At 59.6% G+C, this 23,845-nt stretch carries 22 protein-coding genes; 13 read left to right on the forward strand and 9 right to left on the reverse strand.

All coding sequences use genetic code 11. The features are described 5' to 3' along the window. Positions 1 to 109: 109 nt before the first annotated feature. On the forward strand, positions 110 to 1,654 hold the full coding sequence (norR, locus tag AACY36_RS06440) for a nitric oxide reductase transcriptional regulator NorR (RefSeq protein WP_339420678.1): 1,545 nt from the start codon (positions 110 to 112) through the stop codon (positions 1,652 to 1,654). A gap of 22 nt (positions 1,655 to 1,676) precedes the next feature. Here norR and AACY36_RS06445 read toward each other — a convergent pair whose 3' ends face one another. Further along, entirely contained in the window at positions 1,677 to 2,579 is a 903-nt protein-coding gene (locus AACY36_RS06445; RefSeq protein ID WP_339420679.1) for a DMT family transporter, read from the reverse strand. A gap of 138 nt (positions 2,580 to 2,717) precedes the next feature. Here AACY36_RS06445 and AACY36_RS06450 point away from each other — a divergent pair, with 138 nt between their 5' ends. Next, complete coding sequence (locus AACY36_RS06450; RefSeq protein ID WP_339420680.1) at positions 2,718 to 3,593, forward strand: helix-turn-helix transcriptional regulator; 876 nt, start codon at positions 2,718 to 2,720, stop codon at positions 3,591 to 3,593. Here the strand turns inward: AACY36_RS06450 and AACY36_RS06455 are convergent. From AACY36_RS06455 to AACY36_RS06485, 7 genes are all read right to left on the reverse strand, one after another. Beyond that, the gene (locus AACY36_RS06455; RefSeq protein WP_339496830.1) at positions 3,590 to 6,091 is read right to left on the reverse strand and encodes a helix-turn-helix transcriptional regulator; all 2,502 of its coding nucleotides are present in this window, start codon (positions 6,089 to 6,091) and stop codon (positions 3,590 to 3,592) included. The two genes, AACY36_RS06450 and AACY36_RS06455, sit on opposite strands and share 4 nt — an antisense overlap. A gap of 229 nt (positions 6,092 to 6,320) precedes the next feature. Next, positions 6,321 to 7,679 (reverse strand): DUF1329 domain-containing protein, encoded by a 1,359-nt coding sequence (locus AACY36_RS06460; protein WP_339420682.1) that lies wholly within the window; start codon positions 7,677 to 7,679, stop codon positions 6,321 to 6,323. Between the two features lie 26 nt (positions 7,680 to 7,705). Next, positions 7,706 to 9,496, reverse strand: coding sequence for a DUF1302 domain-containing protein (locus tag AACY36_RS06465; RefSeq protein WP_339456613.1), 1,791 nt, complete (start codon positions 9,494 to 9,496; stop codon positions 7,706 to 7,708). Positions 9,497 to 9,979: 483 nt separating this feature from the next. Further along, positions 9,980 to 10,891, reverse strand: a complete 912-nt coding sequence (locus AACY36_RS06470; RefSeq protein ID WP_049711581.1) for an SDR family oxidoreductase — start codon at positions 10,889 to 10,891, stop codon at positions 9,980 to 9,982. 154 nt (positions 10,892 to 11,045) lie between these two features. Continuing rightward, positions 11,046 to 11,951 carry an alpha/beta fold hydrolase gene (locus AACY36_RS06475; RefSeq protein WP_339420684.1) on the reverse strand — a complete coding sequence of 302 codons (906 nt, stop codon included), beginning with the start codon at positions 11,949 to 11,951 and terminating at the stop codon, positions 11,046 to 11,048. Then, the gene (locus AACY36_RS06480; RefSeq protein ID WP_339427495.1) at positions 11,951 to 12,733 is read right to left on the reverse strand and encodes a class II aldolase/adducin family protein; all 783 of its coding nucleotides are present in this window, start codon (positions 12,731 to 12,733) and stop codon (positions 11,951 to 11,953) included. Before AACY36_RS06480 ends, AACY36_RS06475 begins: the two co-directional genes overlap by 1 nt. 206 nt (positions 12,734 to 12,939) lie before the next feature. Then, positions 12,940 to 13,395 carry a flavodoxin gene (locus AACY36_RS06485; RefSeq protein ID WP_339420686.1) on the reverse strand — a complete coding sequence of 152 codons (456 nt, stop codon included), beginning with the start codon at positions 13,393 to 13,395 and terminating at the stop codon, positions 12,940 to 12,942. 136 nt (positions 13,396 to 13,531) lie between these two features. Between AACY36_RS06485 and AACY36_RS06490 the strand changes: the two genes are divergently transcribed. Further along, positions 13,532 to 13,999, forward strand: a complete 468-nt coding sequence (locus tag AACY36_RS06490) for a PAS domain-containing protein (RefSeq protein WP_339427496.1) — start codon at positions 13,532 to 13,534, stop codon at positions 13,997 to 13,999. A 58-nt stretch (positions 14,000 to 14,057) separates the two neighbouring features. Next, positions 14,058 to 14,663 (forward strand): hypothetical protein, encoded by a 606-nt coding sequence (locus AACY36_RS06495; RefSeq protein ID WP_339420688.1) that lies wholly within the window; start codon positions 14,058 to 14,060, stop codon positions 14,661 to 14,663. 2 nt (positions 14,664 to 14,665) lie between these two features. Here AACY36_RS06495 and AACY36_RS06500 read toward each other — a convergent pair whose 3' ends face one another. Next, positions 14,666 to 15,616: a MerR family transcriptional regulator gene (locus tag AACY36_RS06500; RefSeq protein ID WP_339420689.1), complete on the reverse strand. Its 951-nt coding sequence runs from the start codon at positions 15,614 to 15,616 to the stop codon at positions 14,666 to 14,668. A 215-nt stretch (positions 15,617 to 15,831) separates the two neighbouring features. Between AACY36_RS06500 and AACY36_RS06505 the strand changes: the two genes are divergently transcribed. The 9 genes from AACY36_RS06505 to AACY36_RS06545 all read left to right on the forward strand — a co-directional run bounded on the left by AACY36_RS06505 (position 15,832) and on the right by AACY36_RS06545 (position 23,752). Continuing rightward, a complete protein-coding gene (locus tag AACY36_RS06505; protein WP_065874470.1) occupies positions 15,832 to 16,389 on the forward strand; it encodes an antibiotic biosynthesis monooxygenase in 558 nt (185 codons plus the stop codon). Between the two features lie 57 nt (positions 16,390 to 16,446). Beyond that, positions 16,447 to 17,157, forward strand: coding sequence for a dihydromonapterin reductase (gene folM, locus AACY36_RS06510; RefSeq protein WP_339420690.1), 711 nt, complete (start codon positions 16,447 to 16,449; stop codon positions 17,155 to 17,157). 20 nt (positions 17,158 to 17,177) lie between these two features. Next, the gene (gene folE / locus AACY36_RS06515) at positions 17,178 to 17,738 is read left to right on the forward strand and encodes a GTP cyclohydrolase I FolE (RefSeq protein ID WP_049711572.1); all 561 of its coding nucleotides are present in this window, start codon (positions 17,178 to 17,180) and stop codon (positions 17,736 to 17,738) included. A 2-nt stretch (positions 17,739 to 17,740) separates the two neighbouring features. Further along, positions 17,741 to 18,145, forward strand: a complete 405-nt coding sequence (gene folX, locus AACY36_RS06520) for a dihydroneopterin triphosphate 2'-epimerase (protein ID WP_339420691.1) — start codon at positions 17,741 to 17,743, stop codon at positions 18,143 to 18,145. Between the two features lie 65 nt (positions 18,146 to 18,210). Further along, complete coding sequence (locus tag AACY36_RS06525; RefSeq protein ID WP_339420692.1) at positions 18,211 to 18,507, forward strand: DUF1244 domain-containing protein; 297 nt, start codon at positions 18,211 to 18,213, stop codon at positions 18,505 to 18,507. A gap of 133 nt (positions 18,508 to 18,640) precedes the next feature. After that, positions 18,641 to 19,786 carry a tyrosine-type recombinase/integrase gene (locus tag AACY36_RS06530; protein WP_339456609.1) on the forward strand — a complete coding sequence of 382 codons (1,146 nt, stop codon included), beginning with the start codon at positions 18,641 to 18,643 and terminating at the stop codon, positions 19,784 to 19,786. Further along, positions 19,786 to 21,462 (forward strand): hypothetical protein, encoded by a 1,677-nt coding sequence (locus AACY36_RS06535; RefSeq protein ID WP_339496832.1) that lies wholly within the window; start codon positions 19,786 to 19,788, stop codon positions 21,460 to 21,462. The genes AACY36_RS06530 and AACY36_RS06535 overlap by 1 nt, the downstream gene beginning before the upstream one ends. After that, positions 21,459 to 23,357, forward strand: coding sequence for a tyrosine-type recombinase/integrase (locus AACY36_RS06540; RefSeq protein WP_339456607.1), 1,899 nt, complete (start codon positions 21,459 to 21,461; stop codon positions 23,355 to 23,357). Before AACY36_RS06535 ends, AACY36_RS06540 begins: the two co-directional genes overlap by 4 nt. A gap of 41 nt (positions 23,358 to 23,398) precedes the next feature. Beyond that, a complete protein-coding gene (locus AACY36_RS06545; protein WP_339456634.1) occupies positions 23,399 to 23,752 on the forward strand; it encodes a TetR family transcriptional regulator in 354 nt (117 codons plus the stop codon). The last annotated feature ends 93 nt before the right edge of the window (positions 23,753 to 23,845 follow it).

The following is a 23,845-nucleotide window of genomic DNA, read 5'->3' on the forward strand; positions in this document are numbered from 1 at the left end:
ACTCAGTATTCGTGCCAACTTATTAATCGTTATTTTTCAACCACTTAAATTACATGTAGTCAGTATGACCTCCTACACCTTATAGTCATAAGGACTACAAGGAGTCTTTATGACTGCGCACTCATTGCTCACCACCCTGCTGCCTCTGGTCGCCGACCTGTCTCGCGAACTGCCTGAAGGCGAGCGTTACCGCCGCCTGCTGCAAGCGATGCGCGCCCTGCTCCCTTGCGATGCCGCCGCGTTGTTGCGCCTGGAAGGCGAATGGCTGGTGCCACTGGCCGTCGATGGCTTGAGCGACGACACCTTGGGTCGACGCTTCAAGGTCAGTGAGCATCCGCGCTTTGCCGTGCTGCTGAGCAGCCCCGGCCCCACGCGCTTTGACAGTGACAGCGAATTGCCCGACCCCTATGACGGCTTGGTGGATGGCCTGCATGGACACCTGGAAGTACACGACTGCATGGGCTGCCCGCTGTTCGTCGACGACCAGCCCTGGGGCCTGCTGACCCTGGATGCCCTCGACACCGAGCGCTTCGAACGCGTGGAGCTCGATGCCCTGCAAGCCTTCGCCAGCCTCGCCGCCGCCACCGTCAACGTAGCCGAGCGCATCGAGCGCCTGGCCTTGCGCGCCGAAGACGAACACCAGCGTGCCGAGATTTACCGCCAGGCCAGCGGCCAGCAGCACAAGGAAATGATCGGCCAAAGTAAAAGCCACAAGCGCCTGGTCGAGGAGACCAAATGGGTCGGTGGCAGCGACCTGACCGTACTGATCACTGGCGAAACCGGAGTGGGCAAGGAACTGGTAGCCCACGCCATCCACGCCGCATCAACACGCGCGGACAAACCGCTGATCAGCCTCAATTGCGCCGCCCTGCCGGAAACCCTGGTGGAAAGCGAGCTGTTCGGCCATGTGCGCGGCGCCTTCACCGGTGCGTTGAATGAGCGCCGCGGCAAATTCGAGCTGGCCAATGGCGGTACGTTGTTCCTGGATGAAGTGGGCGAACTGTCACTGACGGTGCAAGCCAAGCTGCTGCGGGTACTGCAAAGCGGCCAGTTGCAGCGGCTGGGCTCGGACAAGGAACACCAAGTGGACGTGCGCCTGATCGCCGCCACCAACCGCGACCTGGCCTTTGAGGTGCGCAACGGCCGCTACCGCGCCGACTTTTACCACCGACTCAGCGTGTACCCCCTGCAAGTACCGGCGCTGCGCGAACGCGGGCGCGATGTGCTGCTGCTGGCCGGCTACTTCCTCGAACAGAACCGCTCACGCATGGGCCTGGGCAGCTTGCGCCTGACCAGCGATGCCCAGGCGGCGATGCTGGCCTATAACTGGCCGGGCAACGTGCGAGAGCTGGAACATTTGATCGGACGCAGCGCGCTGAAAGCCTTGGGGAACTGTCGCGAACGTCCGAGGATTTTAAGCTTGAGTGCCCGGGACCTCGACCTGCCCGATGTCAGCGCGCCGCTGATCGAAGAACAGACTGACATGGTGACCGCCGTCACCGGCGACCTGCGCCAGGCCACAGAGCACTACCAGCGCCAAATCATCAGCGCCTGCCTGGAACGCCACCAGCACAACTGGGCCAGCGCCGCCCGCGAACTCGGCCTGGACCGCGCCAACCTAGGCCGAATGGCCAAGCGCCTAGGCCTCAAATAGCCCAAACAACTCGCTCCCACATTTAGGTTTGTTGTGCCTTGAAGACAGGGTTCACACGCTTCACCTTCCGAAACACCAACACATTCCCCACCATCACCAGCACCAACCCCACCAACGCCGGTGCAGTCCACTGATACCCCTCAACAAACGTCGACACATTCAGCGCCACCACCGGAAACAACACCGTGCAATACGCCGCACGCTCCGGCCCCATCCGACCCACCAACGTCAGATAAGCCGTAAACCCAATCACCGACCCCGGAATCACCAGGTACCACAACGCGCCGACATACCGCGCGCTCCAGTCCATCTCGAACGGAATCCCGCGCACCACGCAATACGTTGCCAACATCGCCGAACCATACGCCATGCCCCAGGCATTGGTGGTCAGCGGCCTGAGCCCGGCCTTCTGCTGCAGGCTCGACAACATATTGCCCGCCGAGAAACACATCGTCCCGAGCAACGCCAACCCCAAGCCGAGCCAGGTCTGCGGGCTGGCGGTATGCCCCACCAGTTCCGGCCAGAACAGCAAGCCCAGTCCCAGCAAGCCAAGGCCGCCGCCCATCAACACATTACGCGCCACCCGCTGGCCGAAAAACACCCGGGCATTCAGCGCGTTCCACAGCGTAGCCGTGGAGAACACCACCGCCACCAACCCACTGGGAATCCACTGGCTGGCCGTAAGAAAGCACATGAAGTTGACGCAGAACAGGCACAGCCCTTGGGCCAGGCAGATCAAGTGCCCACGCCTGTTCATCACCTGCAACGTGCGGCTGAGCAACAACAGCGCAAACAACACCAGCGCCGCCAAGCCAAAGCGATAAACGATGGACACAGGGATTGCCACCACGCCCAGCTGCCACTTGAGGGCGATCCAGGTGGTGCCCCAAATCAGCACGGTGAGTAAATACAGGGAAAGGTTCATAGCGGGCTCCATCGGTTGAGCCACAGTCTGGCCCTCCCTCCGTGGCGCGCTCTTGCACAATCTTGCGCTTTTGTTGGGCGACGGGATCACAGCGCCAACCGCGGGGAGTAGGATGCAAAGCGTCGGAGAGTACTCACCATGCCTGATCTGGAATCCCTGCAAGTCTTTCAAGCCCTTAATCGCTCGCCCAACGCACGCCTTGAGGCCTGCGCCGAGCTCGGTGACGGCTTGTCTGCGGCTTTGTGGAGCAACCACCACGACTCGCAGGATTATCAAGCGCCGAGCCATCACACGCTGTCGTGCTACATCGGCGGCGGCACCGGCACCTTTCGGCGTGACCAGCCGGGCACCAAGGGCGGGCCCGACAAGCTGTGCATCCTGCCCGCCGAGCATCAGTCGGCATGGGTGATCAACGGCGAGATTCGCCTGGCCCACGTGTATTTCAGCCCGGAGCAGTTTGCCTTGGGCTGCATCACCCTGCTCGACCGCGAGCCCCGCACCTTGCACCTGCGCGAAAGCACCTTCCTGGAAGACGCCAGCCAGGCCCGGCGCTTTCATCAATTGATCGCGCTGAACTGGCACGAACCCGCAGAGCGCTTGCTGACCAGCAGCCTGGCCCATGAAATGCTCAGCCACACCCTGCTCAGCCAGGTGGGCGCGCGCGAAGGGCTCCGTCTGAAAGGCGGGTTGGCGGCGTACCAGCGACGACTGTTGGTCGACTACATCGACCAATACCTGGAAGACCCGATCAGCCTGGGTCAATTGGCCGGGATGTGTGCGCTGTCGGAGTACCATTTCGCGAGGATGTTCCGCCAGACGTTCGGCCTGCCGCCCCATCAATATTTGTTGGCGCGGCGATTGACCCGTGCCCAGGCCCTGCTGCGCAGCGGCGCCCTGCCCCTGGGCGAGATCGCCTTGATGTGCGGTTTCTCCAGCGCCAGCCACTTCACCCATCGCTTTCGCCAGGCCATGGGCGCCACACCCGGCGAGTATCGCCAGGCGTTCTGCAGCTAGATCATCAACCCCAGTGTCTTGGCCTTGGCCACCGCTTGCGTACGCCGCTCCACGCCGAGTTTGCTGTGGATGCGCCGCGCGTGGGTCTTGACGGTGTGCAGGGAGATAAACAGGCGGTCGGCGATTTCCAGGTTGGAGTTACCCAGGGCGATCAACTGCAGCACTTCCAGCTCGCGCTGGCTGAGTGGGTTCTCGACCGCGCCTGACGTTGAGGCTTGGGGCTCCATGCCCAGCTCGCTCAACACCCCCGGCGAGCGCAGCCGCAGCTCGCGAATAGCCTGCTGCACCTGGCAACGCTCCGCCAGCTCCAACCCGGTTTGCAGCGAACGGCGCGCCAGGGAGGCGTCGCCGACCTGCCAGGCCACTTCGCCGAGCACCAGGTACAGCTCGGTTTCCAGACAGAGCATGCCGCGTTGGTGGGCGCTGCCCAGCAAGGCCGTAAGCCGTGCTACGGGGTGCTCGGCACAGCCCAGTTTCACCTCCGCCAGCACCAGCAGGTATTCCAGGCGCGGGATCAGTTCCAGGGTGGCCGGCGGCGCCTGTTTGGCCTGGGGCCCCCGGAAGTGTCGCAGTACGCGGCGCACCGCTTCCACCGTCAGGTCAGCGCGCCCCTGTTGCAACCAGAAATGCCCGCTGACCAACAGCAGCACCGCGCGATACACCCTGTCGGGCACCTGGCGTTGTTGCATCAGCCGTTCGGCTTCGCGCAGTTGGTCAAAGGCTTGGGCGTAATCGCCACGATTGGCTGCCATCAGCGCCAAGCCGAGAAACCCGTAGAGCACGCGCTTGTCCTGGCTGTGCAGGCACACCTTCAAGCCTGTTTCGAAGCATTCGGCGGCCAGGCTGTCTTGCCCCTGGCGCAACGCCAGATGCCCGCGCCGCAGGGCAATGCGCCCAACCAAGGGCCCGGCCTTGAGCCGCTGTTCGAGCAACATCGCCTGCACATTTTCCAGCAGGCTTTGCGCCCGATACGGCGCGCCGCGCTGCTCCAGTAATTGCGCGTGATCCAGTTCGAGCAAGGCCTCGAGCAGCAACGAACCGTGGGCCCGGGCCAGGCACAACGCCTCACGGCTCAGGCTCTGGGCCACGTCCAACTCGCCACGCAGCAAGGCTTGCTGGGTCAGGCCCGACAGGCACATCAGCCGCGACGTCCAGGCACTGTCGGGCAAGGCTTGCAGTGCCTCAAGGAAATGTTCGCGAGAGCGCTCGGCATCGCCGCCCAAATGCAGCAGCCAGCCCCATTGCGCCTGCCAGCGCGCCAGCAGATAGCGTTGTTGCGCCGCCGTCGGTTGCGGGGCGAACCGCGCAAGCTGGTCGATGCATTGCGCGGCCTGGTCAAAACGCCCGGCGAACAGCAATGCCGCCGTCACCAGCCCGACCAGTTGCGCCGAGCCGAGCATCAATTCATCGCCATGCTGTTCATGCAGACGCAACAGCAACACCGCGTTCTGCTGGCGGAACAGGTCCTCGAAACTGAAGTACTTCAGCAAGCTCACCGCGGCTTCATATTCTTCGGCCAGCAAGGCTTGTTCAAATGCTGCCTGCCAGTCCTGTTCGGCGGTGAACCATTGGCAGGCGCGCCGGTGCCAGGAGCGCTTGGCCGGCCAGGGCTCATCACGCATCAGCTGTGCCAGCGGCGGGAAAACCTGTTGCCAGCCCGTGTCTTCCCAAGGCTGGATAAACGCACCGAGGGCCTGCAAGCCCCGCAGGTATTGGACACCGTCGCCAACGCCGAACAGGTGCTCGCACAACCCCGTATTGAAACGCGGCAGATGGGCCAGTACGCGCCAGGCTTCAGCCAGCTCGGTCGGCAAGGTACTGAACAGCTCGTGTTGCAAGTAGTCGAGCAAGGTTTTGTCCGGGTGACCATCGCCGAGCAGCGCGATGCGCACACCGGCGCACCAGCCGGCGCTGAACTGCAACACACGGTCGACGGACTGCCCTGGCGCATGGCTGAGCAGTTGCTTGATTTCCTCAGCATCAAACGCCAACTCGGCGCCACACTCCAGCAACTCATCGTCGAGCAACAGCCGCGGCCAGTTGCACGCCGGCCGGCGCCGCGCCCCAAGCCACCAGCTCAACGCCGGGCTGCTGGCAGTGAGCAGGCGGTCGAGCAAGGCGTCGGTGTCGGGCGCGGGCAAGCGGCAGAAGTCATCGAGGAACACCCACGCCGAGGTGTGCCAGCGGCCAAGGTCCAGCAGCAGCGTGGCTTCATCGGTGAATGGCAAGCCGAGGCTTTGCGCCAGGCGCAGGCACAGATCAAGAGGGCTGAGGGCAACACCATTGAGCGGCAACCAATACACTTGGCAATCCTTGGGTGCCTGCAATGCGCACTCGGCGAGCAACGCACTCTTGCCACTGCCACCCGGCGCGCACAACAGCTTCACCCGCGCCGAAGCCACCAGCAAAGGGCCCGCCAAGCGCGGGCGCAGCAGATGGTGGCCGGACAGCCGAGGCATGAATCCAGGACGGTCCAGGCAGCGTGTCATGGCGGTCATTGCTGCATCCTGCGTTTTTATTGTTATGCAACGTGGCGACTACCCTAGTCCTGTGGTCGGCGGTTGTTGAAGAAAGATTCAGCACAATGATTGTAAGACATGCACAAAACCCAATGTGGGCGCGGGCTTGCTCGCGAATGCGGTGGATCAGCCTAAGAATTCGGTGACTGATACTCCGCATTCGCGAGCAAGCCCGCTCCCACAGTTGGATTGCATTTTCACACCAACATCAGCGAACGCCTTCAGTCCTCAACGCCGCCGGTGTGTAATCCGCAGCCTTGGCTTTGAACCCAAACACAAAACTGCTCTTCTCCTCGTTCTTCATCCCCAGGGCGATGTAGCGCCCAGCGATGATGTCGTACAGCGTCTCCACCGTGTAGGCCGGCACCTGGTGGTTGTAGTAGAACTGCGCATGCCCCTCGGCAACCCGCCACAGTTGGCCACGGCCGTCGTAGTGATCCACCAATGCCACCTGCCAGCTGTCTTCATCGATGTACATGTGGCGCTTGGCGTAGATGTGCCGCTCGCTCGGCTTGACCGTGCCAACCACTTCCCACACGCGGTGCAGCTCATAGCGGGTCAGGTCCTGATTGATGTGGCCGGCCTTGATGATGTCGTCGTACTTGAGCGTCGGCTGGTCCAGCTTGTAGCTGTTGTAGGGGATGTACATCTCCTTCTTGCCCACCAGCTTCCAGTCATAACGGTCAGGCGCGCCGGAGAACATATCGAAGTTATCCGTGGTGCGCAGCCCATCGGATGCAGTACCCGGACCGTCATACGACACCTGCGGCGCGCGACGCACGCGGCGCTGGCCAGCGTTGTAGATCCAGGCCAGGCGCGGCTCCTTCACCTGGTCGAGGGTTTCGTGCACCAATAGCACGTTGCCCGCCAGCCGCGCCGGCGCCGTCACCGATTGCTTGAAAAAGCTCAGTACGTTGGCGGCCTTGGCCTGGTCCATGTCCGGGATCGCTTGCGGCACCGCCACTTCTTCTTCGAAGCGGATCGGCGTGTAACCGCCGTTGGTCTGCGGGGTGGCCTGGATGATGATGCGGCGCAGGTTGCCACCGTGGTAACGGGTGATGTGGTTCCACAGCACCTCCACGCCATTCTTGGGAATCGGGAACGCGTAGTAGCGGTTGCCGGTGAAATTTTCCAGGCCATTACCGTCGTTGATGGCCTTGACGTTCAGCGCGCTGCGCTTGATCGACTCGTAGATGTCCGGCGGCAGGTTGACCGTGCGGTGGCTTGGATACACGGGAATTTTATAGGTCTCGGGATAGCGCTTGAACATCGCTACCTGGCCGTCAGACAGCTTGTCTTTATATTTGTCGACAGTGGCGGCGGTGATCACGAACAACGGTTTTTCACTGGCGAACGGGTCGGCGAGGAAGCCCTTGCTGTCCACCGCACCGGCGTTTTTGGGAATACCGCCAGTCCAGGCCGGGATCGAGCCATCGGCGTTGCCGGCTTTTTCGGCGCCCACCGGGGTCAGGGTGGTGCCCAGCTTGGCCGCCTCTTCCGGCGACACCGCCGCCATCACGTTGGCGGCCAACAGGCTGAGGGCCATTACCGCAATTATCTTACACATAGAGTCTTGTCCTTCTTTAAGCCAAATCAGAAGTTCACGCCGAAGCTGAGGGCGAGGAAGTCACGGTCGGTCAGGGTGTTGTAGTCGCCACCAAAGAAGTCGGTGTAGCTGAGGCTGGCGGTGTAGGTGTTGCGGTAGTCCGCATCGACCCCTGCACTGATCGCCTTGGCGCCTTTGTTGAACAGGCCGTTGGGGCCGTAGCCGGCAACGTCGTGGGACCAGGACAGGTTCGGCTTGAGGTTGATCCCGGCGATCACGTTGTTGTAGTCAAGGATCGCCCGCGCGCGATAACCCCAGGAGGTGGACGTGACAAAACCATCGGTGTCGCCTTGGAAACCATAAGCGCCGTACACCGAGTCGCGGCCGTAACGCAGCTTGGATTTATCCTCCAGGCCGCCGACGTGCACGATGGCCGCTTCGCCCACCAGCGTCAGGCGTTCAGCGCCCAGCACTTGGTCGAAGAACTGGGTCATGCTGCTTTGGATCTGGGTGATTTCCTTGCGGCGGTAGCCTTTGTTGTCAGAACCGAAGTTGCTGCGGATAGGTGAGGCGAGCTGGCCAGCGACAGGATTGATCAGGGCCAGGGTCAGGTCGGTGGTGTTGAGTTGCACCGGGGCATTTGGACGGTAGCTGATCTCTCCGGTCCACGCCGTGCCGGTGGGCAAGGTGGTGGAGAAACTGGCGCCGAACAGGCGAATATCTTCCGGGTAGTCGAGGTAGTACTGGCCGCGGCCGAGCATCAGGCTCTGCACCAGGCCCGCACCAGAGCCAGGCGCTATGGCGTTGGCGGTGCCGGAGATCGCGCCGAGTGTCGCCAAGTTGGTATTGTTGGTGATGGTGCCCACGTTCGGCGAACGGCTGTGGTAGTTCATGAAGTACAGGCCGTACTCCGTGTCGTCCCCCAGCCAACGCAAGGCCGTACCGAACTGGCCGGAATCCCGCGCATCGCGGTCGCCGGCGCGACGTACAATCACGCCTTCATTGGTCGCGCCAAATCCTTGGCCGAACGCTGCGGCCACCGGTTGCAGCGGCGCGATCGCAGGGTTACCCACGGTGTAGTTGTTGGTGCAACCATCCGCCGCCACATCGCTGCCAAAAAACGTGCCGCAGTTATCCAGTACCGTCTGGTCCCATTCCAACTGGTAGAACCCTTCTACGGTCAGTTGGTTGGTCAGGCTTTGTGAAGCGAACAGCATGTTGACCGGGATCAGCCCTTCCTTGATCTCGGCACCCGGTCTACGAAAGGCAGACACGTCAATCGGGTTGATGCTGTTGATGGAGTTGCCGATGAAGGTACTTTCCCCCCAACTCACCACCTGTTTACCCGCACGCACGGTGCCCGGCAGATTGCCCAGTGAGTAGTTGTGATAAACGAAGGCATCGAGGATCTGCGCACCGCTGGACTTGGCGCCTTCCTTGCGGTTGTGGTCGCTGATCTGCTTGAACTCGCGATCTTCGTCCTTGAGTTCGAAGTCGTACCAGTATTTGCCACGGACAAACACGCCCGTGTCGCCGTACTTCAATTCAAGGTCGTGCAAACCTTTGAAAATTTTCGAGAAGGTTTCGCCCTTCTTGAAATTCAGGCGCCCGTCATCCCCGGTGGAAGCCTGGCCGCTACCGCCATTGACGGTGCCCACCAGTTTTTTGTCCGCATCGCGCATGCCCCAACTTGCGCCCACCGACAGTGAGGAATCGAATTGCCCTTCGATCTCGCCAATGTTGAATGAAACAGCCTGTGCCTGCGCACAGCAACCCAACGCAACCGCAGCGGCCAGCGCCTGTGGCCTGAAGATGGCGCGCATTGTTGTTCTTGTCATGCGTCTTCCCCGATGAGTGACAGAAGGCCCCACCCTACTGCCGACCATCAGGAGGGATAAGCGCACCAAGGAGGGATTCGTGTTGTCGCTCGAAAGGATTACCGGGCGCTCTGGCCTGGGTCTGCGCGCGGGCATGCACCGTGTGGATGGCGGGTTATCAGGAAGATGGATGGAGCAGGTCATAACTGTTGCTGATTCAGCAACAGTCCTTGTCATGAATCGCCATTACTCATTTTGTTACTAACGGCTATTCTTGCCGGGCTTTCAGAGCCAACGGCTCGCTTTCCTAACCGGAAGAAAAGCCAGATTCAAATGGATTGATGATTATTTTCAATCCGTTACCGGTGTTCACTGACGTTGATTTGTCGCTCCTTGATCCAACGTCTTACTTCGGCCGCTGCCTATGCAGCGGCCTTTTTTATGCCTTAAATAAAACGGGGCGCCATCAGCGCCCCGCAGGATTCAATCTTTTTCAAGCAACGATCACAGGCTGTATTTCTGCAGATTGGCCATCATCTCCTTCAATGCCTCGATATTGTCCTTGGGGTGGGCTGCACCGTCGAAGTCGCAGATCTGCTGCCAGTGTGCGGCCACATCGTCGGGCGAGAAGCCGGCTTCCGGGTCAAAGCCCACGCCCAGGCTACGCTCCCAACGGGTCTTGCCGATCCAGCCGCCGCCTACTTCAAACAGCCCCGAGGTTTCCTGACACGCCTCGCTGCCCAGGTACACCACCAGCGGGCTGACCAGCTCCGGCTTGAGGCGCTCGAACACTTGCGGCGGGATCAAGCCTTCGGTCATGCGCGTGCCGCCGGTGGGGGCAATGGCGTTCACCAGAATGTTGTTCTTGCGCCCTTCCAGCGCCAGCGTGCGGGTCAGCCCATAGAGGCCAAGCTTGGCCATGCCGTAGTTGGACTGGCCAAAGTTGCCATAGATGCCCGAGGTGGACGCCGTGAAAATCACCCGACCGTAAGCTTGCTCGCGCAGATGGGGCCAAGCAGCGCGGGTGACTTTGTAGGCGCCTTCGACATGCACCCGGTAAACCAGGTCCCAATCGCTGTCGTCCATTTTGTGGAAGGTCTTGTCACGCAGAATGCCAGCGTTATTGACCACCACATCGATACGGCCGAAGGCATCGAGGGCGTTCTGCACGATCTTGTCACCGTCGGTGACAGAGTCATGGTTGGCCTCGGCAATACCGCCCGCTTCACGGATCTCGGCCACGACCCGGTCGGCGGCCGAGGCATTCGCGCCTTCACCCTGGGTAGAACCACCGAGATCGTTGACCAACACTTTGGCGCCATGTTTAGCGAACAACAGCGCATGGGCCCGGCCCAATCCGCCGCCGGCACCGGTGACGATCACGACCTTATCCTGGAACTGCACTGACTCACTCATACCGAACTCCAATGGCGACAATGGGAATGGGTCGAGTGTCAGGCACCGGGGCTCTGGTCACAATAGATACGCCAGGGGCTGAATGGTGCTCGATAAGGTAGGGGGATGATTATGATGGGCTAACGAAAATCTAATTGTGTGTAGATAACTATGGCTATCGCAGGCAAGCCAGCTCCCCCACTGGGCCAGCAATTCGCTCGCGAAACGCCAGGTAGTGCTTGAGCACCTGCACCGGCGCCTCGATCTGCGGATAGTGGCCGATATTGGCCAGCAAGACCGTGTCGGCGTGGGGCACCAACTCGTGGTAACGCTCAACCATGTGGGCGCCGGAGATCGGGTCTATCTCGCCATCAATCACCCGCAGTGGGACTTCAGCCTGCTGCATTGCCGCGACCCAACGATCACGCAGGCGCCGACGCTGAGGAATGTAGGCGACGAGCTTGTGCAGGATGCGCGTGCCTTCGTGGCACTCGATCAGGCTCCAGAAATCATCCAGGGCGCTTTCGCTGGGGCGGGTATTGAGGCCGAATATCTGGCTGAAGCTGTTCGCCAGGGCATTGCGCCCAAACGCACGGCCGATCATCCAGCCCAGGGGGCTGAGCAAGAGCTTTTGTACCAGCGCCGGGCGATGGGTCTCAGGAAACAACCCCCCGTTGAGAAACACACAACTGGCCATCTGAAAGCGACCTTCATAGTGCCGCGCCAGCAATTCCTGGGCGACGCTGTCGCCGTAGTCATGGGCCAGCACATGCACCGGCTGCTCGACTCGCAGGTGTTCCAGCAGTGCCTGCTGCAAGTCCGCCTGTTCCAGTAGGCAATAACCGTGGTCCAGCGGCTTGGCCGAGTCGCCAAAACCGAGCATGTCGCAGGCGATCACCAAGTTGCGCTGGGCCAGGGGCTGCCACAAGTAGTGCCAGTCCCAACTGGCAGTGGGAAAGCCATGGATCAGCAGCAACGGCTCGCCCTGCCCCGCCACCCAGTAACGGATGGTGCGGCCGTGGAATTCGAATGTCTGACTGCGTTTGCGCCAGACACTGAGCGGAATCTCGGCGAGTGGCATCAGGTTTTATACCCAGGATCGACGCGGTCCAACTTGCGCAGCAACGCGGGCCAGGCCAGCGCGCCCCCCATACCTTGTGCGCTCTTTGTGACCGCCGCCACCATTGCCTTGGCACCGGCGAGTATCTGTGGCCCGATGGCGATCAATTCAGCGCCGCCATTTTGCGCCAGCACCTGGATATCGCAGGCGCGCTGGAAGGTAAACATCATCAAAAAAGTGTCGGCGATGGTGCTGCCGCAAGTCAGAAGACCATGGTTGTGCAGCATCAGAAAATTGTTTTCGCCAAGATCGGCCTGCAAGCGGGCCTTCTCTTCATGGTTCAACGCCACCCCTTCGTAGGCGTGATACGCCAGGCTCGACAGCACGAACAGGGACTGCTGGCTTATCGGCAACACGCCTTGTTTCTGCGCAGCCACCGCAACACCCGAAGCGGTGTGGGTGTGCAGCACACAGGTCACGTCGTGGCGACCTTCATGGATGGCGCTGTGGATGGTGTAGCCCGCGGGGTTGATCTCGTAGGGGCTCTCCATCAGCTTGTTGCCGGCCTGATCGACCTTGACCAGGCTCGACGCGGTGATCTCGTCAAACATCAACCCATAAGGGTTGATCAGGAAATCATCGGTGCCCGGCACCTTGGCCGAGATATGCGTAAAGATCAGGTCATCCCAACCATGCAGCGCCACCAGGCGATAACAGGCTGCCAGGTCGACGCGGGTTTGCCACTCGGCAGCGCTGACCTGGTCTTTGACATTCTGTGGCAATAGAACGGGGGCTAGGCTCACGGTAACGACCTCCTTGGCGCACTTTCTTATTGTTTTTTTGAGTGATGGGCCAGTCTAGTCAGACGTCGTGGCCGCCGTAGTTGCCTTGGCAGCCAGCTTGATGACCGTACGAGTCAGTCTTGAGGATAGTTTAAATTCGTGTGGACAACGTCAGAGAAGTGCCGCCAATAAAGGGGCGGCACAGGCATTGGTGCGCGAATGAGCGCTCAACCGCGCAGCGCAGTGACCAATTCGGCCAGCCACGGTTCGGCGTCAGTTTCCGGGGTGACACTTTCGCTGGCGTCCAAGCGCAGCATCGGCAGCACTTCGCGCACGCCCAACTCAGCAAACAGCTCGCGCATTTGCTCGCCGCCACCGCAGAAAGTATCGCCATAGCTGGCGTCGCCCAGGCCGATGACTGCACCGGGCAGGCCACGCCAGGCGGCGGGCAGTTGGTCGCGAATCGTCGAATACAGGGGTTGCAGATTGTCGGGCAACTCGCCCATGCCGGTGGTGGACGTCACCGCCAGAAAAGCGTCCGGCGCAAATGCCTGCACCTGCGCCAGACTGGCGCGGGGGTTGTGCCAGGCCTCGAAACCTGCGGCATTGAGGATACTGCCAGCATGGCGAGCGACTTCTTCAGCAGTGCCGTAGACCGAGCCGGAAAGGATGGCGACTTTCATCAATCTAATCCTGTAGTTGAGCGAAAGCGTGGGATATTAGCAGCTCAACCGACCCCTTCAAAAAAACGTCGCGCCCGGATGGAAAGAATGCCGGGGTGTCTTAGACTTGCGACACCTCACCTGGATGAAACCCCGCATGATTAACGCTCAATTGATGCAAATGGTCATTGACGCCTCGAATGACGGCATTGTTATCGCTGAACGGGAAGGCAAGGACTTGCCACTGATCTACGTCAACCCGGCTTTCGAGCGGCTGACCGGCTACGCCAGCGATGAAATCCTCTACCAGGATTGCCGTTTCCTGCAATCGGGAGACCGGGACCAACCGGGCCTTATCGCCATTCGAGAAGCGCTGGGCAATGATGGCAATTGTCGCGAAACCCTGCGCAATTACCGCAAGGACGGCACGCACTTCTGGAATGAGCTGTCGATATCCACCCTTTACAACGCGGCAGACAAACAGACTTACTTCATCGGCGTTCAAAAGGACGTCACCGTTCAAGTCAAAGCCCAGCAGCGCGTGGCCCAATTGGAAGCGCAAGTCGCCGAACTCAAGGCAGAGCTAGCCGCACTCAAGACGACGATCGAATCTAACAAAGATTAGATAAAACGGTGATTAAGAGGATAATGGCGTTTTAACCCCTACCTGTTGAGCAGGCCTCATGCAACGCGACGCACTCCTGACGCAGGACGAACTGGATTTTATCCAGACCATGCAGCACAACCCACAGTTGAACCTGCGGGATGCGTCGTCGAGCCTGACGGTTAACGGGGGTGCGCAAATTCGCGACCTGCTCACTCGCCTGGCCGCCCACGACCATCTCACCATCCAGGCGCAGTTCGACAACCAGCAACTCACCTTCCCGCTGCACTTGGTCGAAGATGAGTTTCACGCGGTTCACCTGCGCTTGGGTGTGCCGAGTATTTTCGAAGACGGGCCAATGATCCGGCCGTGGCGCCTGACGCTTGAAACCCCAGTGGCGCTGGAAAATATCAAGGGCAACCCGGGCGCGATGTGGGTGCATGAGGTGTCGTTCAAAGGCGTACTGGTGGAGATTCGGAGCCGGATCAAGCCACCCAAAACTTTTTCACTGTGGTTCAGCCCATCGGGCTATGAGCGCATTGCGTTGCGCGGAACGTTCGAACGAGAAACCGCGCGCGGGTTGTTCGCCTATCGACTGAACCAGAGCGACGCCGAAGAAATCGAGCGCCTGCGCCAGTTCATCCTGCACCAGCACCGCTTGGCCCATCCAGAGGTTCATGCCTGAGCTCAGGTATCCAGGCCACCCGCCAGGAATTGCTGTAAGCGGCGCTGCATCAGCCGCCCCTCGTTACCCAGGCAACCGATTGGCGAGCCCTTAAGGCTTTCCTGCGCCAGGTCGGCGGCATCACCTGCCAGCAGCAACGGGCAATTCAGGGTCAGCGCCAGGCGCTTGAGTCGCAGCGGCAGTTCGCTGCCGGGTGCGCGATTGGAGAACAGTACCAAGGCTTGCGGCTGGGTCTTTTCGCAGATCAGCGTCAATTCATCGAATGGCTGGCCTACGCCCATGACCTTCACCGCGAGCGTTTCCCCCGACATCAGCAGGCCCGCGACCAGCAACTCCAACTCGCGGCATTCCCCGGCAACGGCCGCCAGTAATACCCGAGGCACCGACGCGGCCGCTGTCACTTGCAGACGTTGCGCGGTGCGCGAGCGCAGGTGATTGTCGAAGAACAGCCACTCGCTGGCTTGGCCGAAGCGCCCTTGGTGGCGCAGCAATGCCTGCCACAGCGGCATGAGAATGTCTTGAAACACGACGGCAATCGGGTAGGCGGAAAAGATCTGGTCGTACAGTCGGTCCAACTCACGGTCATCGAATGCGCTGATTGCAAGGCGCAGGCGTCCCTGCCACTGAACCCACTCCACCTGCGTTTCAGGCGCGGTGCCAGGTTCGCCGAGCGGCTCGTCTCGTGCGAGGAGTTTGCCTACCTTGCTGACCGCGACGCCACGTTCGATCCAGTCCAGTACCCGGTGCACGGTGTCGATATCGTTGCGCGAATACAACCGATGCCCGCTTTCGGTGCGCGTTGGCTGGATCAGGCCGTAGCGACGCTCCCAGGCGCGCAGAGTGACCGGGTTGACGCCGGTCAGCCGGGCGACTTCACGGATAGGGAAAAGGTCGTCGCAATCAGTGACATTGTCAGGCGTCTTTTCGCGCTGGGGAGCAGTAATTTCGGGCATCAGAGATGAAAAACATCCGTGTCAATTTGAACACTATTTAACGCTTATTCGGCGGCGCGATACAAGTTACAGGGCGACGCGACCAAAGTATCTGGTGTATTTCGATAAAACAGGAATAATCCTTGCCTGTTTTTTCTACGTCGCTGCCACACCCCGCAGCCTCGTTTGTGTGCCGCCTACCCGGCCCAGCGCACCCGCACACTTGGAGATACACAATGTCTACCTCACCCGTCACCCTGATGGTTGCGCGCCGCGTGGCCAAGGGTCGCTACGAAGAACTGATGGCCTGGCTGCGCGAAGGCGAGCAATTGGCCACCGACTTTCCTGGCTACCTGGGCTCAGGCGTTCTTGCCCCGCCGCCCAATGATGATGAGTTCCAGATCATTTTCCGCTTCGCCGATGAGCACACCCTGCATGCCTGGGAGTTTTCTGCCTCCCGCAGTGCCTGGTTGAGCCGTGGCAGCGAATTGTTTGCCGACCCGTCCGAGCACCGCGTACGCGGCATCGACGGCTGGTTCGGCGCGGTGGGTGCGCGCCCGCCACGCTGGAAGCAGGCCGTGGCGATCTGGCTGGCGTTCTTCCCGGTATCGCTGCTGTTCAACTTTGTATTGGGCCCGCTGCTCAATGAACTGGAGCTGGTGCCACGTGTGCTGGTCAGCACCCTGGCGCTCACGCCCTTGATGGTTTATCTGTTTATCCCACTCTCGACCCACCTGCTGGCGAATTGGCTACATCCTTCCCCACCGCGCAAGGTGACTGAAGCTGCCGCATGAGTACAGGGGCGGGCGGTCGCTGGTATAGTTTCAATCTGCCAGCGACCCGAGCCTCTCATGACTGCAACGAACGCCCCGATTCTGATCACCGGCGCCGGCCAGCGTGTCGGCCTGCATTGCGCCCAGCGCCTGCTGGACGAAGGCCACTCGGTGATTTTCAGCTACCGCAGCGAGCGGCCCGGCGTGCAGGCGTTGCGCGAGCGTGGGGCCATCGGTGTATATGCCGATTTCTCTGACGAAACCGGAATTCTCGCGTTTATCGCCGAGCTGCACACCCACACCCAGAGCCTGCGCGCGATCATCCATAACGCCTCGGCCTGGGTCGCGGAAACGCCTGGCGACGAAAGCCGCGCTTTTACCGACATGTTCAGCGTGCACATGCTTGCGCCGTACCTGATCAACCTGCATTGTTCACCCTTGCTGCAACGCTCGACACCGGCCGACATCGTGCATATCAGCGATGACGTGGTGCGCAAGGGCAGCCGCCAGCACATCGCCTACTGCGCCACCAAGGCCGGGCTCGACAGCCTTACGCTGTCATTTGCCGCGCAGTTCGCGCCGCTGATCAAGGTCAACGGCATCGCACCGGCGATGGTGATGTTCAACGACGGCGACGATGCTGCCTACCGCGCCAAGGTACTGGCCAAGTCGGCACTGGGCATCGAGCCTGGGCCCGAGGTGATCTACCAGAGCGTGCGCTACCTGCTGGACAACCCTTATGTCACCGGAACCACCCTGACCGTCAACGGCGGGCGGCATATCAAGTAAGCCGTTTGTGAGGATGTTGTATGACCTTATCCCTGCCCCAACACTACCGCGAGATCCTTAAAGGCCTGGGCGAAGACCCCGAGCGCGAAGGCTTGCTCGATACCCCCAAGCGCGCCGCCAAGGCCATGCAATACCTGTGTCATGGCTACGCGCAGAACCTGGAGGAGATCGTCAACGGCGCGCTGTTCGCCTCTGACAATGACGAGATGGTGATCCTCAAGGACATCGAGTTGTACTCGCTGTGCGAACACCACCTGCTGCCCTTTATCGGCAAGGCCCATGTGGCCTATATTCCGACCGGCAAGGTGCTGGGCCTGTCGAAACTGGCGCGTATCGTCGACATGTTCGCCCGGCGCCTGCAGATCCAGGAAAACCTCACGCGGCAAATTGCCGACGCCATCCAGGACGTGACCCAGGCGGCCGGCGTGGCCGTGGTGATCGAAGCCAAGCATATGTGCATGATGATGCGCGGCGTGGAAAAACAGAATTCAACCATGAACACCTCGGTGATGCTCGGCGCGTTCCGCGAGTCGAACACCACGCGCATGGAGTTCCTGCAACTGATCGGACGGAGCAAGTAGCAATGCCACAACTTCAACCAGGCATGGCGCGTATCCGGGTCAAGGACCTGTGCCTGCGCACCTATATCGGTATCAACGAGGAGGAAATCCTCAACAAGCAGGATGTGCTGATCAACCTGACCATCCTGTATGCCGCCCAGGAAGCCGTGCGCGACAATGACATCGACCATGCGCTGAACTACCGCACCATCACCAAGGCGATCATCGCCCATGTGGAAGGCAACCGCTTTGCCTTGCTGGAGCGCTTGACCCAGGAATTGCTGGACCTGGTGATGAGCAATGAGTCGGTGCTGTACGCCGAAGTCGAAGTGGACAAGCCCCACGCGTTGCGCTTTGCCGAATCGGTTTCGATAACGCTCGCGGCGAGCCGCTCAGCCTCAAGCGATAAGCTTCAAGCCACACGTTAAAGCCAACCTCATTCCAACTTGCAGCTTGAAGCTTACCCGCCGATAGCTGTCTCGAAGAGACCACCATGAACGATCAACAACGCCTCGAACTCGAAGCCGCCGCCTTTCGCCGGCTGGTAGCCCACCTGGACAGCCGCAAGGATGTGCAGAACATCGACCTGATGAACCTCTCGGGCTTCTGCCGCAACTGCTTGTCCAAGTGGTACAAGGCCGAGGCTGACGAGCGTCAGATCGAGCTGAGCCTCGATGACGCCCGTGAGGTGGTGTACGGCATGCCATACGCCGAGTGGAAAGCCACCTACCAGAAAGAAGCCAGCGCCGACCAACAGGCAGCGTTCGCGAAAGGAAAGACCCATGATTAGGCGCTTGCTAAGTGTTAACAACAGGCTAGCTTTACAAACAAGGAGTTAAAAAGCTTCAGACGCTATGGCTCAAGCCTCTGACTCTGAGTCCTTTCGATAAGGATTTTCGATTCATCAGAGTGGGGGCTGGCTGATGGAGCTTGTTTGGGCTACCGAAGATTTGGTGATTGCTGGGCGTCCGTATACCGGCTTTCCGATTCTGCTTTGGGACACGATGGAGAGTTGTGTTCCCGCCAATGATTTCCTTCGTTACTACCTTCTGCGCGGGGCCATAGGGTCAACGAAGTCCTGGCCAAGTACTGGCCGTGCGCTGTACGACTTCTTCAGCTTCCTCCAGGCACATGACCTTGATTGGCGCGATGTTGACCGTGGCGAGGCCAAGAGTACTGTTGCTGCCTACCGGGACTACTGCCTGGTCGAGTGCAAGTTGGCTCGCTCAACAACACGACAACGATTGCACTACATCTGCAAACTCTACGAATATGCCCAGACACAGGGATGGGTGAGCCGTCTACCGTTTAGCTATGAAGAGCGGACGGTTAAGCGTGAGGTCGGGTTCCTGGCCCACGTCGATGCCAGTGGTGGCAAGGCCATGGCAAACGACCTGATGCCGCGCGCGCATAGAACATTACCGAAGTTTTTGAGCATGGATGAGATCAGGGCGCTCTTGCGGGCCGCTGAGAATCCCCATCATCGAATGATGATCCGGCTCGGGCTTCAGAGCGGTCTGCGTCGGGAGGAAATCGCCACGCTCCCACTGGCCTACATCTTCGATCCCGATAAAACCGGCAGGCGCGAGCGCAACATTCGGATTCGTCTCGATCCGCACGATGGTCATGGCATGCTGACGAAAGGTAGCAAGGCACGCGACATCTACGTCAGTCGCCGCTTCCTCTCCGATCTGCACCGTTACGTGATCCAAGTTCGCGGTGAGCGGAGTTCTCTAAGCCCGGCAAAGTACAAGCCGCTGTTCCTCAACCAGTTTGGGGAGCCCTTCTCCAATGATGGAAAGGGCATCGAGCGCATCGTCCGCAATATCGGCAAGAAGGTCGGCATCTGGGTTTATCCCCACATGCTCCGCCACACCTATGCCACCCATACCCTGGTTGCCCTTCAGCGTAATCGTGGCGACGTAGAACCGCTGGTATTCGTGCAACGGCAGCTGGGCCATAGCTCGATCCAGACAACGATGGTGTATCTGCATTTGATCAACGAATTGGCCGATAGCGCGGTGCTGGCCTACGACGACGAGTTGAATGGCAGTTTGGAGACAGCCTGATGGGCAAGCGCAAGGTCTATGTCAGAACCGATCTCAGCGTTCCGCAAGTTGAGCACAGCCTCGATCAGCAAGGAAATGTCGTCTTGCTTCCTGAGGCCATTCCTCCCGCAAGAACCCTGATCGCATTTGGACGAAATGCTACTGGTTCCCGAAGTTTCGATTTTGCCCCCTGGTACGGTTCAGGTATTGATCCGATCACCTATGCCTGCCAGAGGCAAATTGAGCGATTCTTGGCCGGGCAGGATACTACGGTCGAGGTCAGTACAGTGGTCAATTACTGCCGTGCTGGCTTACGCAACTTCCTTGACTACCTGCTGCTGCGTGCAATCGCTTTCGGATACGAACTGACCCTAGCTGACATTGACCGCGCGCTGATCGACGGCTATCTCGGTCACTTGGTTGGCCAAGGAGTGGTTACAACTTCCCAGAAGCGCTTCTATGACTGTACAAAGTCCGTGCTTCTGGCGCTCGGCCAGCGTGGACTGATTGCCTTGGTCGCCGCAGGTGACGCGGCCACCTTTCCTCGCAACCCGTTCCCAAACAACAACCAAAAAGTAAAGGGCGAGACCCCACTACCGAAGGCTCAGCGTCATGCGCTCGCGGCGGCGGTCAAACAGGCTGTCATGCCGATCTGGCGCGACGACGTGCCTCTGACCGGCGAGTTGTTAACCTATGCTCTGCTGATCGTGGCATTACACACGGGGCGCAACACTACCCCGCTGCTGGAGATGGGGCGCGATTGTCTACGCGCCCACCCCAAAGACAACAGCACCTTCCTGATCCTGTGGAAACGGCGAGGTCACAACACCAGCAAAGTAGTACTTCGGGGCGAAAGCACGAATGAGCGCCTTCTGGAATCCACACCAACCATCAAAATTAATGTCGAGCGCCTGATCCGACACGTGATCGCCCGCACCGAGCCGCTACGCGCAGAGGCTCCTGACGACCTTCAGGCACGTGTCTGGCTGTATCGATCACGCGGCAACGAAGGGACGGGCCAAGTCACTGCACTGTCTGACAGTACCTTGCAGTACGGCACTCAGAAACTTGTGGCTAAATACGGACTCACGGACAGCGATGGACAGCCGCTGCGCATCAACATCTCACGCCTCCGCAAGACCTTTGCCAACCGCATCTTCGAGATTCTGGACGGTGACCTAGCGACTACAGCAATTGCCCTTGGCAACACGCCCCAGGTAGCCGGACGAAACTATCTGCTGCCGGACGAGGATGCCAAACGCAACTGGCGGTTCATGGGCGACGTCATGGTCGAGGAGTTGCTGACTTACACCATCGGCACGACCTATAAGACGCCTATGGGGCACTGTAGTGATCCCGTAAACGGCCAGTACGCCCCCAAGCGAGAAGGTGCTACATGCATCAACTTCCTCAACTGTCTCCGCTGCCGGCATTACGCGGTGACGGGCAATGACCTGCACAAGCTATTCAGTTTCTACTTCCGCGTGTTCGCCGAACGCATGCACATGGACAAACGGCGCTGGACGCGAGAGTACGCGCACATCCCACGGCTGATTGACCACTACATCGTGGCTGAGAGTCTAAGACGTGGAGTCTTCAAACTCGCGGCCGTCGAAACTGCACGCGAGCGAGCTCGCATCGAGCCACACCCATTCTGGTCGTACGATGTAGTGTCGCACTTAGAGGTCTTCGCATGAGCAACAATGCCGAGTTCTCACTGCCTTGGGCGTGTGTCGAATCACAGCCTGGGGATGTACGTGAACTACCCGAGAGCCAGCGCAGTACCCTTATCGTGAGCGCCACTCAGGTCGAGGGGCACTGGGTTATTCTCAGTCAATATGGCGACGACTGTTGGCAGCTAGACGGTATGCCAAGCAACATGCGTGACAGTCAAAAACACCTGAATTTCCAACATGTGCCGACTTCGTTCAGAGCAGTGATGAAAGAGGTGATGTACCGTTACTTGCGGCGCGGCCGGGAGGGCCAGCAACGGCCGAAAGGGGGCACGCTGAGCCAACTTTTTAGAAATATAACGGTCTTCCTGCGTTACCTAGACACGCTCGCGCTCGACCGCCTGGAATTGGTCACCCCCATTGTCTGCACAAATTATGCTGCTGAGTGCCGGGAGTACCGCCAACCTCACCAACGTGAAGACAAGCCGCTATCGCAGAGAGGCCTTTTGAACCGCCTCTCGGCCGTCGAAGCGCTCTACGATTTGAGTCAATACACCCACGATCCAATACCGCAACATCCTTGGCATGGAACATCTTCTAAGGCTATGGCCGGAATGACTGGCAGCGGTGCGCCCCGTAAGCAGGCTGGCAAGACGCCACTGATGCCTGATACGGTGTTCTGCACTCTGTTCGAGAAAGCCTACGAGCAAGTTCAATGCGGTAAGCACCTGCTCGATCTACGCGATGCCGTCACAGCTGTTGTAGCGGAACGGAGAGCACAGAAGCCTTGGGCTGTCGTTGGTGCCAAGAACCAAAAGCTTGCCGCCCTTGGCTGGAAAGGCGGCTTGGCAGCGCTCAACCAAACACTTCTAAATCTGCGCACCGCCTGTTATATCGTACTGGCAAGCACCTCCGGTTGCCGCAACCACGAGTTGGCCAACGTCCAGTTAGGTGCGCACCACCGCACCGAGGATGATGAAGGCACCATCTTCCATTGGATGCGCTCCAAGTCGGAAAAGACCGATACCGGGGTACACGACTGGATGATCCCTGAGGCAGCCGTGCGGGCGCTTCGTCTTATTGAGCGTTGGGCCGAACCTTATCAGGCCATGATCGCCGCCGAAATCGTCGAGCGACGCAAAACCAATCCGCTCGACACGGAAATCGCCCGCGCGCAGAAACATCGTCATGCGCTGTTTATCGGAGTAACCCCGAGGAAGAGCAACCAAGTTCGCACTCTTTCGAATGAAGCATGGGGTCACTCCCTGAAGGCATTCGCCAAGAGTGCAGGACTGAGTTGGTCGCTTACCAGCCACCAGTTCCGTCGCAAGTTCGCCAACTACGTAGCACACAGCCAGTTTGGCGATCTACGTTACTTGCGTGAGCATTTTGCGCACTGGAGTATGGATATGACTCTCGGATATGCGATGGATGATGGCTGGGGCAGTCACCTTGACTTGGAACTGTACGATGACATTCAGGCTGAGCTTGAAGACATCAAGCTCTGTACGGTAGATAGCTGGCTCAGCGACTATCCGTTGGCTGGCGGTTACGGCCGCTCGATCAAGCGATGGCAGCGAGACCCGGCCAACCTTGCCCTCTTCAAGGATCATCAGACGATGGTGATTTCGATTGCCGAAAGCACTGCAATCCGCAGCAACGGGCATGCCTGGTGCACGGCCGACAATGATGGTTGCATAGGCAACACACTAGAGCCGACGCGCTGCGGCGACTGCAACAATGCAGTGATCGGGCGCGGCCATCTTGGCATCTACCGCCAGCTCTACAGCAACCTCAAGGAATTGCTAACGTGCAACGATATTGGCGAGAGTGGTCGTGTGCGAGTTCTGCGTGATCTAGAACGGTGTCGCGATGTATTCATGCGGCTTGGCTATGACCCAGAGAGCGATGTAGCGTGACAATTAAACGTAAGCCCGCCGACGCCCGAGAAAAGGAGCTAATGCTCGCGCTCCACCGTATTGAACGTGGTCGGGCAAAAACAGATGAAAAGAAAGTTACCATCGCGGCGGTAGCACGTGAGGCGGGCGTTTCGGCGGCGCTGATCCATAACCATTATCCGAACATCGCCGAGACCATCCGTGAAGTTCAAGGCCGTTCTAGCCGCGCTCAGCGCGACGTTAAGCACCAGGATCTGTGTGCAGAGCGAGAGAAGAGCCGTGCACTCCGTCAGGAAATCGAGGAACTGCGCAGCAAGGTTGCCCGCCTTACTTCTCTTAACGAAGTGCTGACAAACGAAAATCGAATTTTAAAAGCTAAGCAGAACGCCCCTAGAGTGATCGGTATCGGCTCATGAGATGGACTGTGTTCTTAAAATTGTTGTTGCGGACCGAGAAACTGGAGCAGTTCAATGCCTAGCAGATACTACTTGGCATGCCTCGAAATTTTC

This window comes from Pseudomonas sp. EA_15y_Pfl1_P101 (assembly GCF_963970835.1).
GTDB classification, from domain to species: domain Bacteria; phylum Pseudomonadota; class Gammaproteobacteria; order Pseudomonadales; family Pseudomonadaceae; genus Aquipseudomonas; species Aquipseudomonas tritici.

Excerpts from the sequence above, each read along its gene's own strand:
- AACY36_RS06530 (WP_339456609.1), top strand. The coding sequence starts at position 18,641 with ATGGAGCTTGTTTGGGCTACCGAAGATTTGGTGATTGCTGGGCGTCCG.
- AACY36_RS06485 (WP_339420686.1), bottom strand. The coding sequence starts at position 13,395 with ATGAAAGTCGCCATCCTTTCCGGCTCGGTCTACGGCACTGCTGAAGAA.
- AACY36_RS06525 (WP_339420692.1), top strand. The coding sequence starts at position 18,211 with ATGAACGATCAACAACGCCTCGAACTCGAAGCCGCCGCCTTTCGCCGG.
- AACY36_RS06505 (WP_065874470.1), top strand. The coding sequence starts at position 15,832 with ATGTCTACCTCACCCGTCACCCTGATGGTTGCGCGCCGCGTGGCCAAG.
- AACY36_RS06495 (WP_339420688.1), top strand. The coding sequence starts at position 14,058 with ATGCAACGCGACGCACTCCTGACGCAGGACGAACTGGATTTTATCCAG.
- AACY36_RS06470 (WP_049711581.1), bottom strand. The coding sequence starts at position 10,891 with ATGAGTGAGTCAGTGCAGTTCCAGGATAAGGTCGTGATCGTCACCGGT.
- AACY36_RS06490 (WP_339427496.1), top strand. The coding sequence starts at position 13,532 with ATGATTAACGCTCAATTGATGCAAATGGTCATTGACGCCTCGAATGAC.
- AACY36_RS06445 (WP_339420679.1), bottom strand. The coding sequence starts at position 2,579 with ATGAACCTTTCCCTGTATTTACTCACCGTGCTGATTTGGGGCACCACC.
- AACY36_RS06500 (WP_339420689.1), bottom strand. The coding sequence starts at position 15,616 with ATGCCCGAAATTACTGCTCCCCAGCGCGAAAAGACGCCTGACAATGTC.
- AACY36_RS06460 (WP_339420682.1), bottom strand. The coding sequence starts at position 7,679 with ATGTGTAAGATAATTGCGGTAATGGCCCTCAGCCTGTTGGCCGCCAAC.
- AACY36_RS06535 (WP_339496832.1), top strand. The coding sequence starts at position 19,786 with ATGGGCAAGCGCAAGGTCTATGTCAGAACCGATCTCAGCGTTCCGCAA.
- norR (WP_339420678.1), top strand. The coding sequence starts at position 110 with ATGACTGCGCACTCATTGCTCACCACCCTGCTGCCTCTGGTCGCCGAC.
- AACY36_RS06450 (WP_339420680.1), top strand. The coding sequence starts at position 2,718 with ATGCCTGATCTGGAATCCCTGCAAGTCTTTCAAGCCCTTAATCGCTCG.
- folX (WP_339420691.1), top strand. The coding sequence starts at position 17,741 with ATGCCACAACTTCAACCAGGCATGGCGCGTATCCGGGTCAAGGACCTG.
- AACY36_RS06465 (WP_339456613.1), bottom strand. The coding sequence starts at position 9,496 with ATGACAAGAACAACAATGCGCGCCATCTTCAGGCCACAGGCGCTGGCC.
- AACY36_RS06455 (WP_339496830.1), bottom strand. The coding sequence starts at position 6,091 with ATGACCGCCATGACACGCTGCCTGGACCGTCCTGGATTCATGCCTCGG.
- folM (WP_339420690.1), top strand. The coding sequence starts at position 16,447 with ATGACTGCAACGAACGCCCCGATTCTGATCACCGGCGCCGGCCAGCGT.
- AACY36_RS06545 (WP_339456634.1), top strand. The coding sequence starts at position 23,399 with ATGCTCGCGCTCCACCGTATTGAACGTGGTCGGGCAAAAACAGATGAA.
- AACY36_RS06540 (WP_339456607.1), top strand. The coding sequence starts at position 21,459 with ATGAGCAACAATGCCGAGTTCTCACTGCCTTGGGCGTGTGTCGAATCA.
- folE (WP_049711572.1), top strand. The coding sequence starts at position 17,178 with ATGACCTTATCCCTGCCCCAACACTACCGCGAGATCCTTAAAGGCCTG.
- AACY36_RS06475 (WP_339420684.1), bottom strand. The coding sequence starts at position 11,951 with ATGCCACTCGCCGAGATTCCGCTCAGTGTCTGGCGCAAACGCAGTCAG.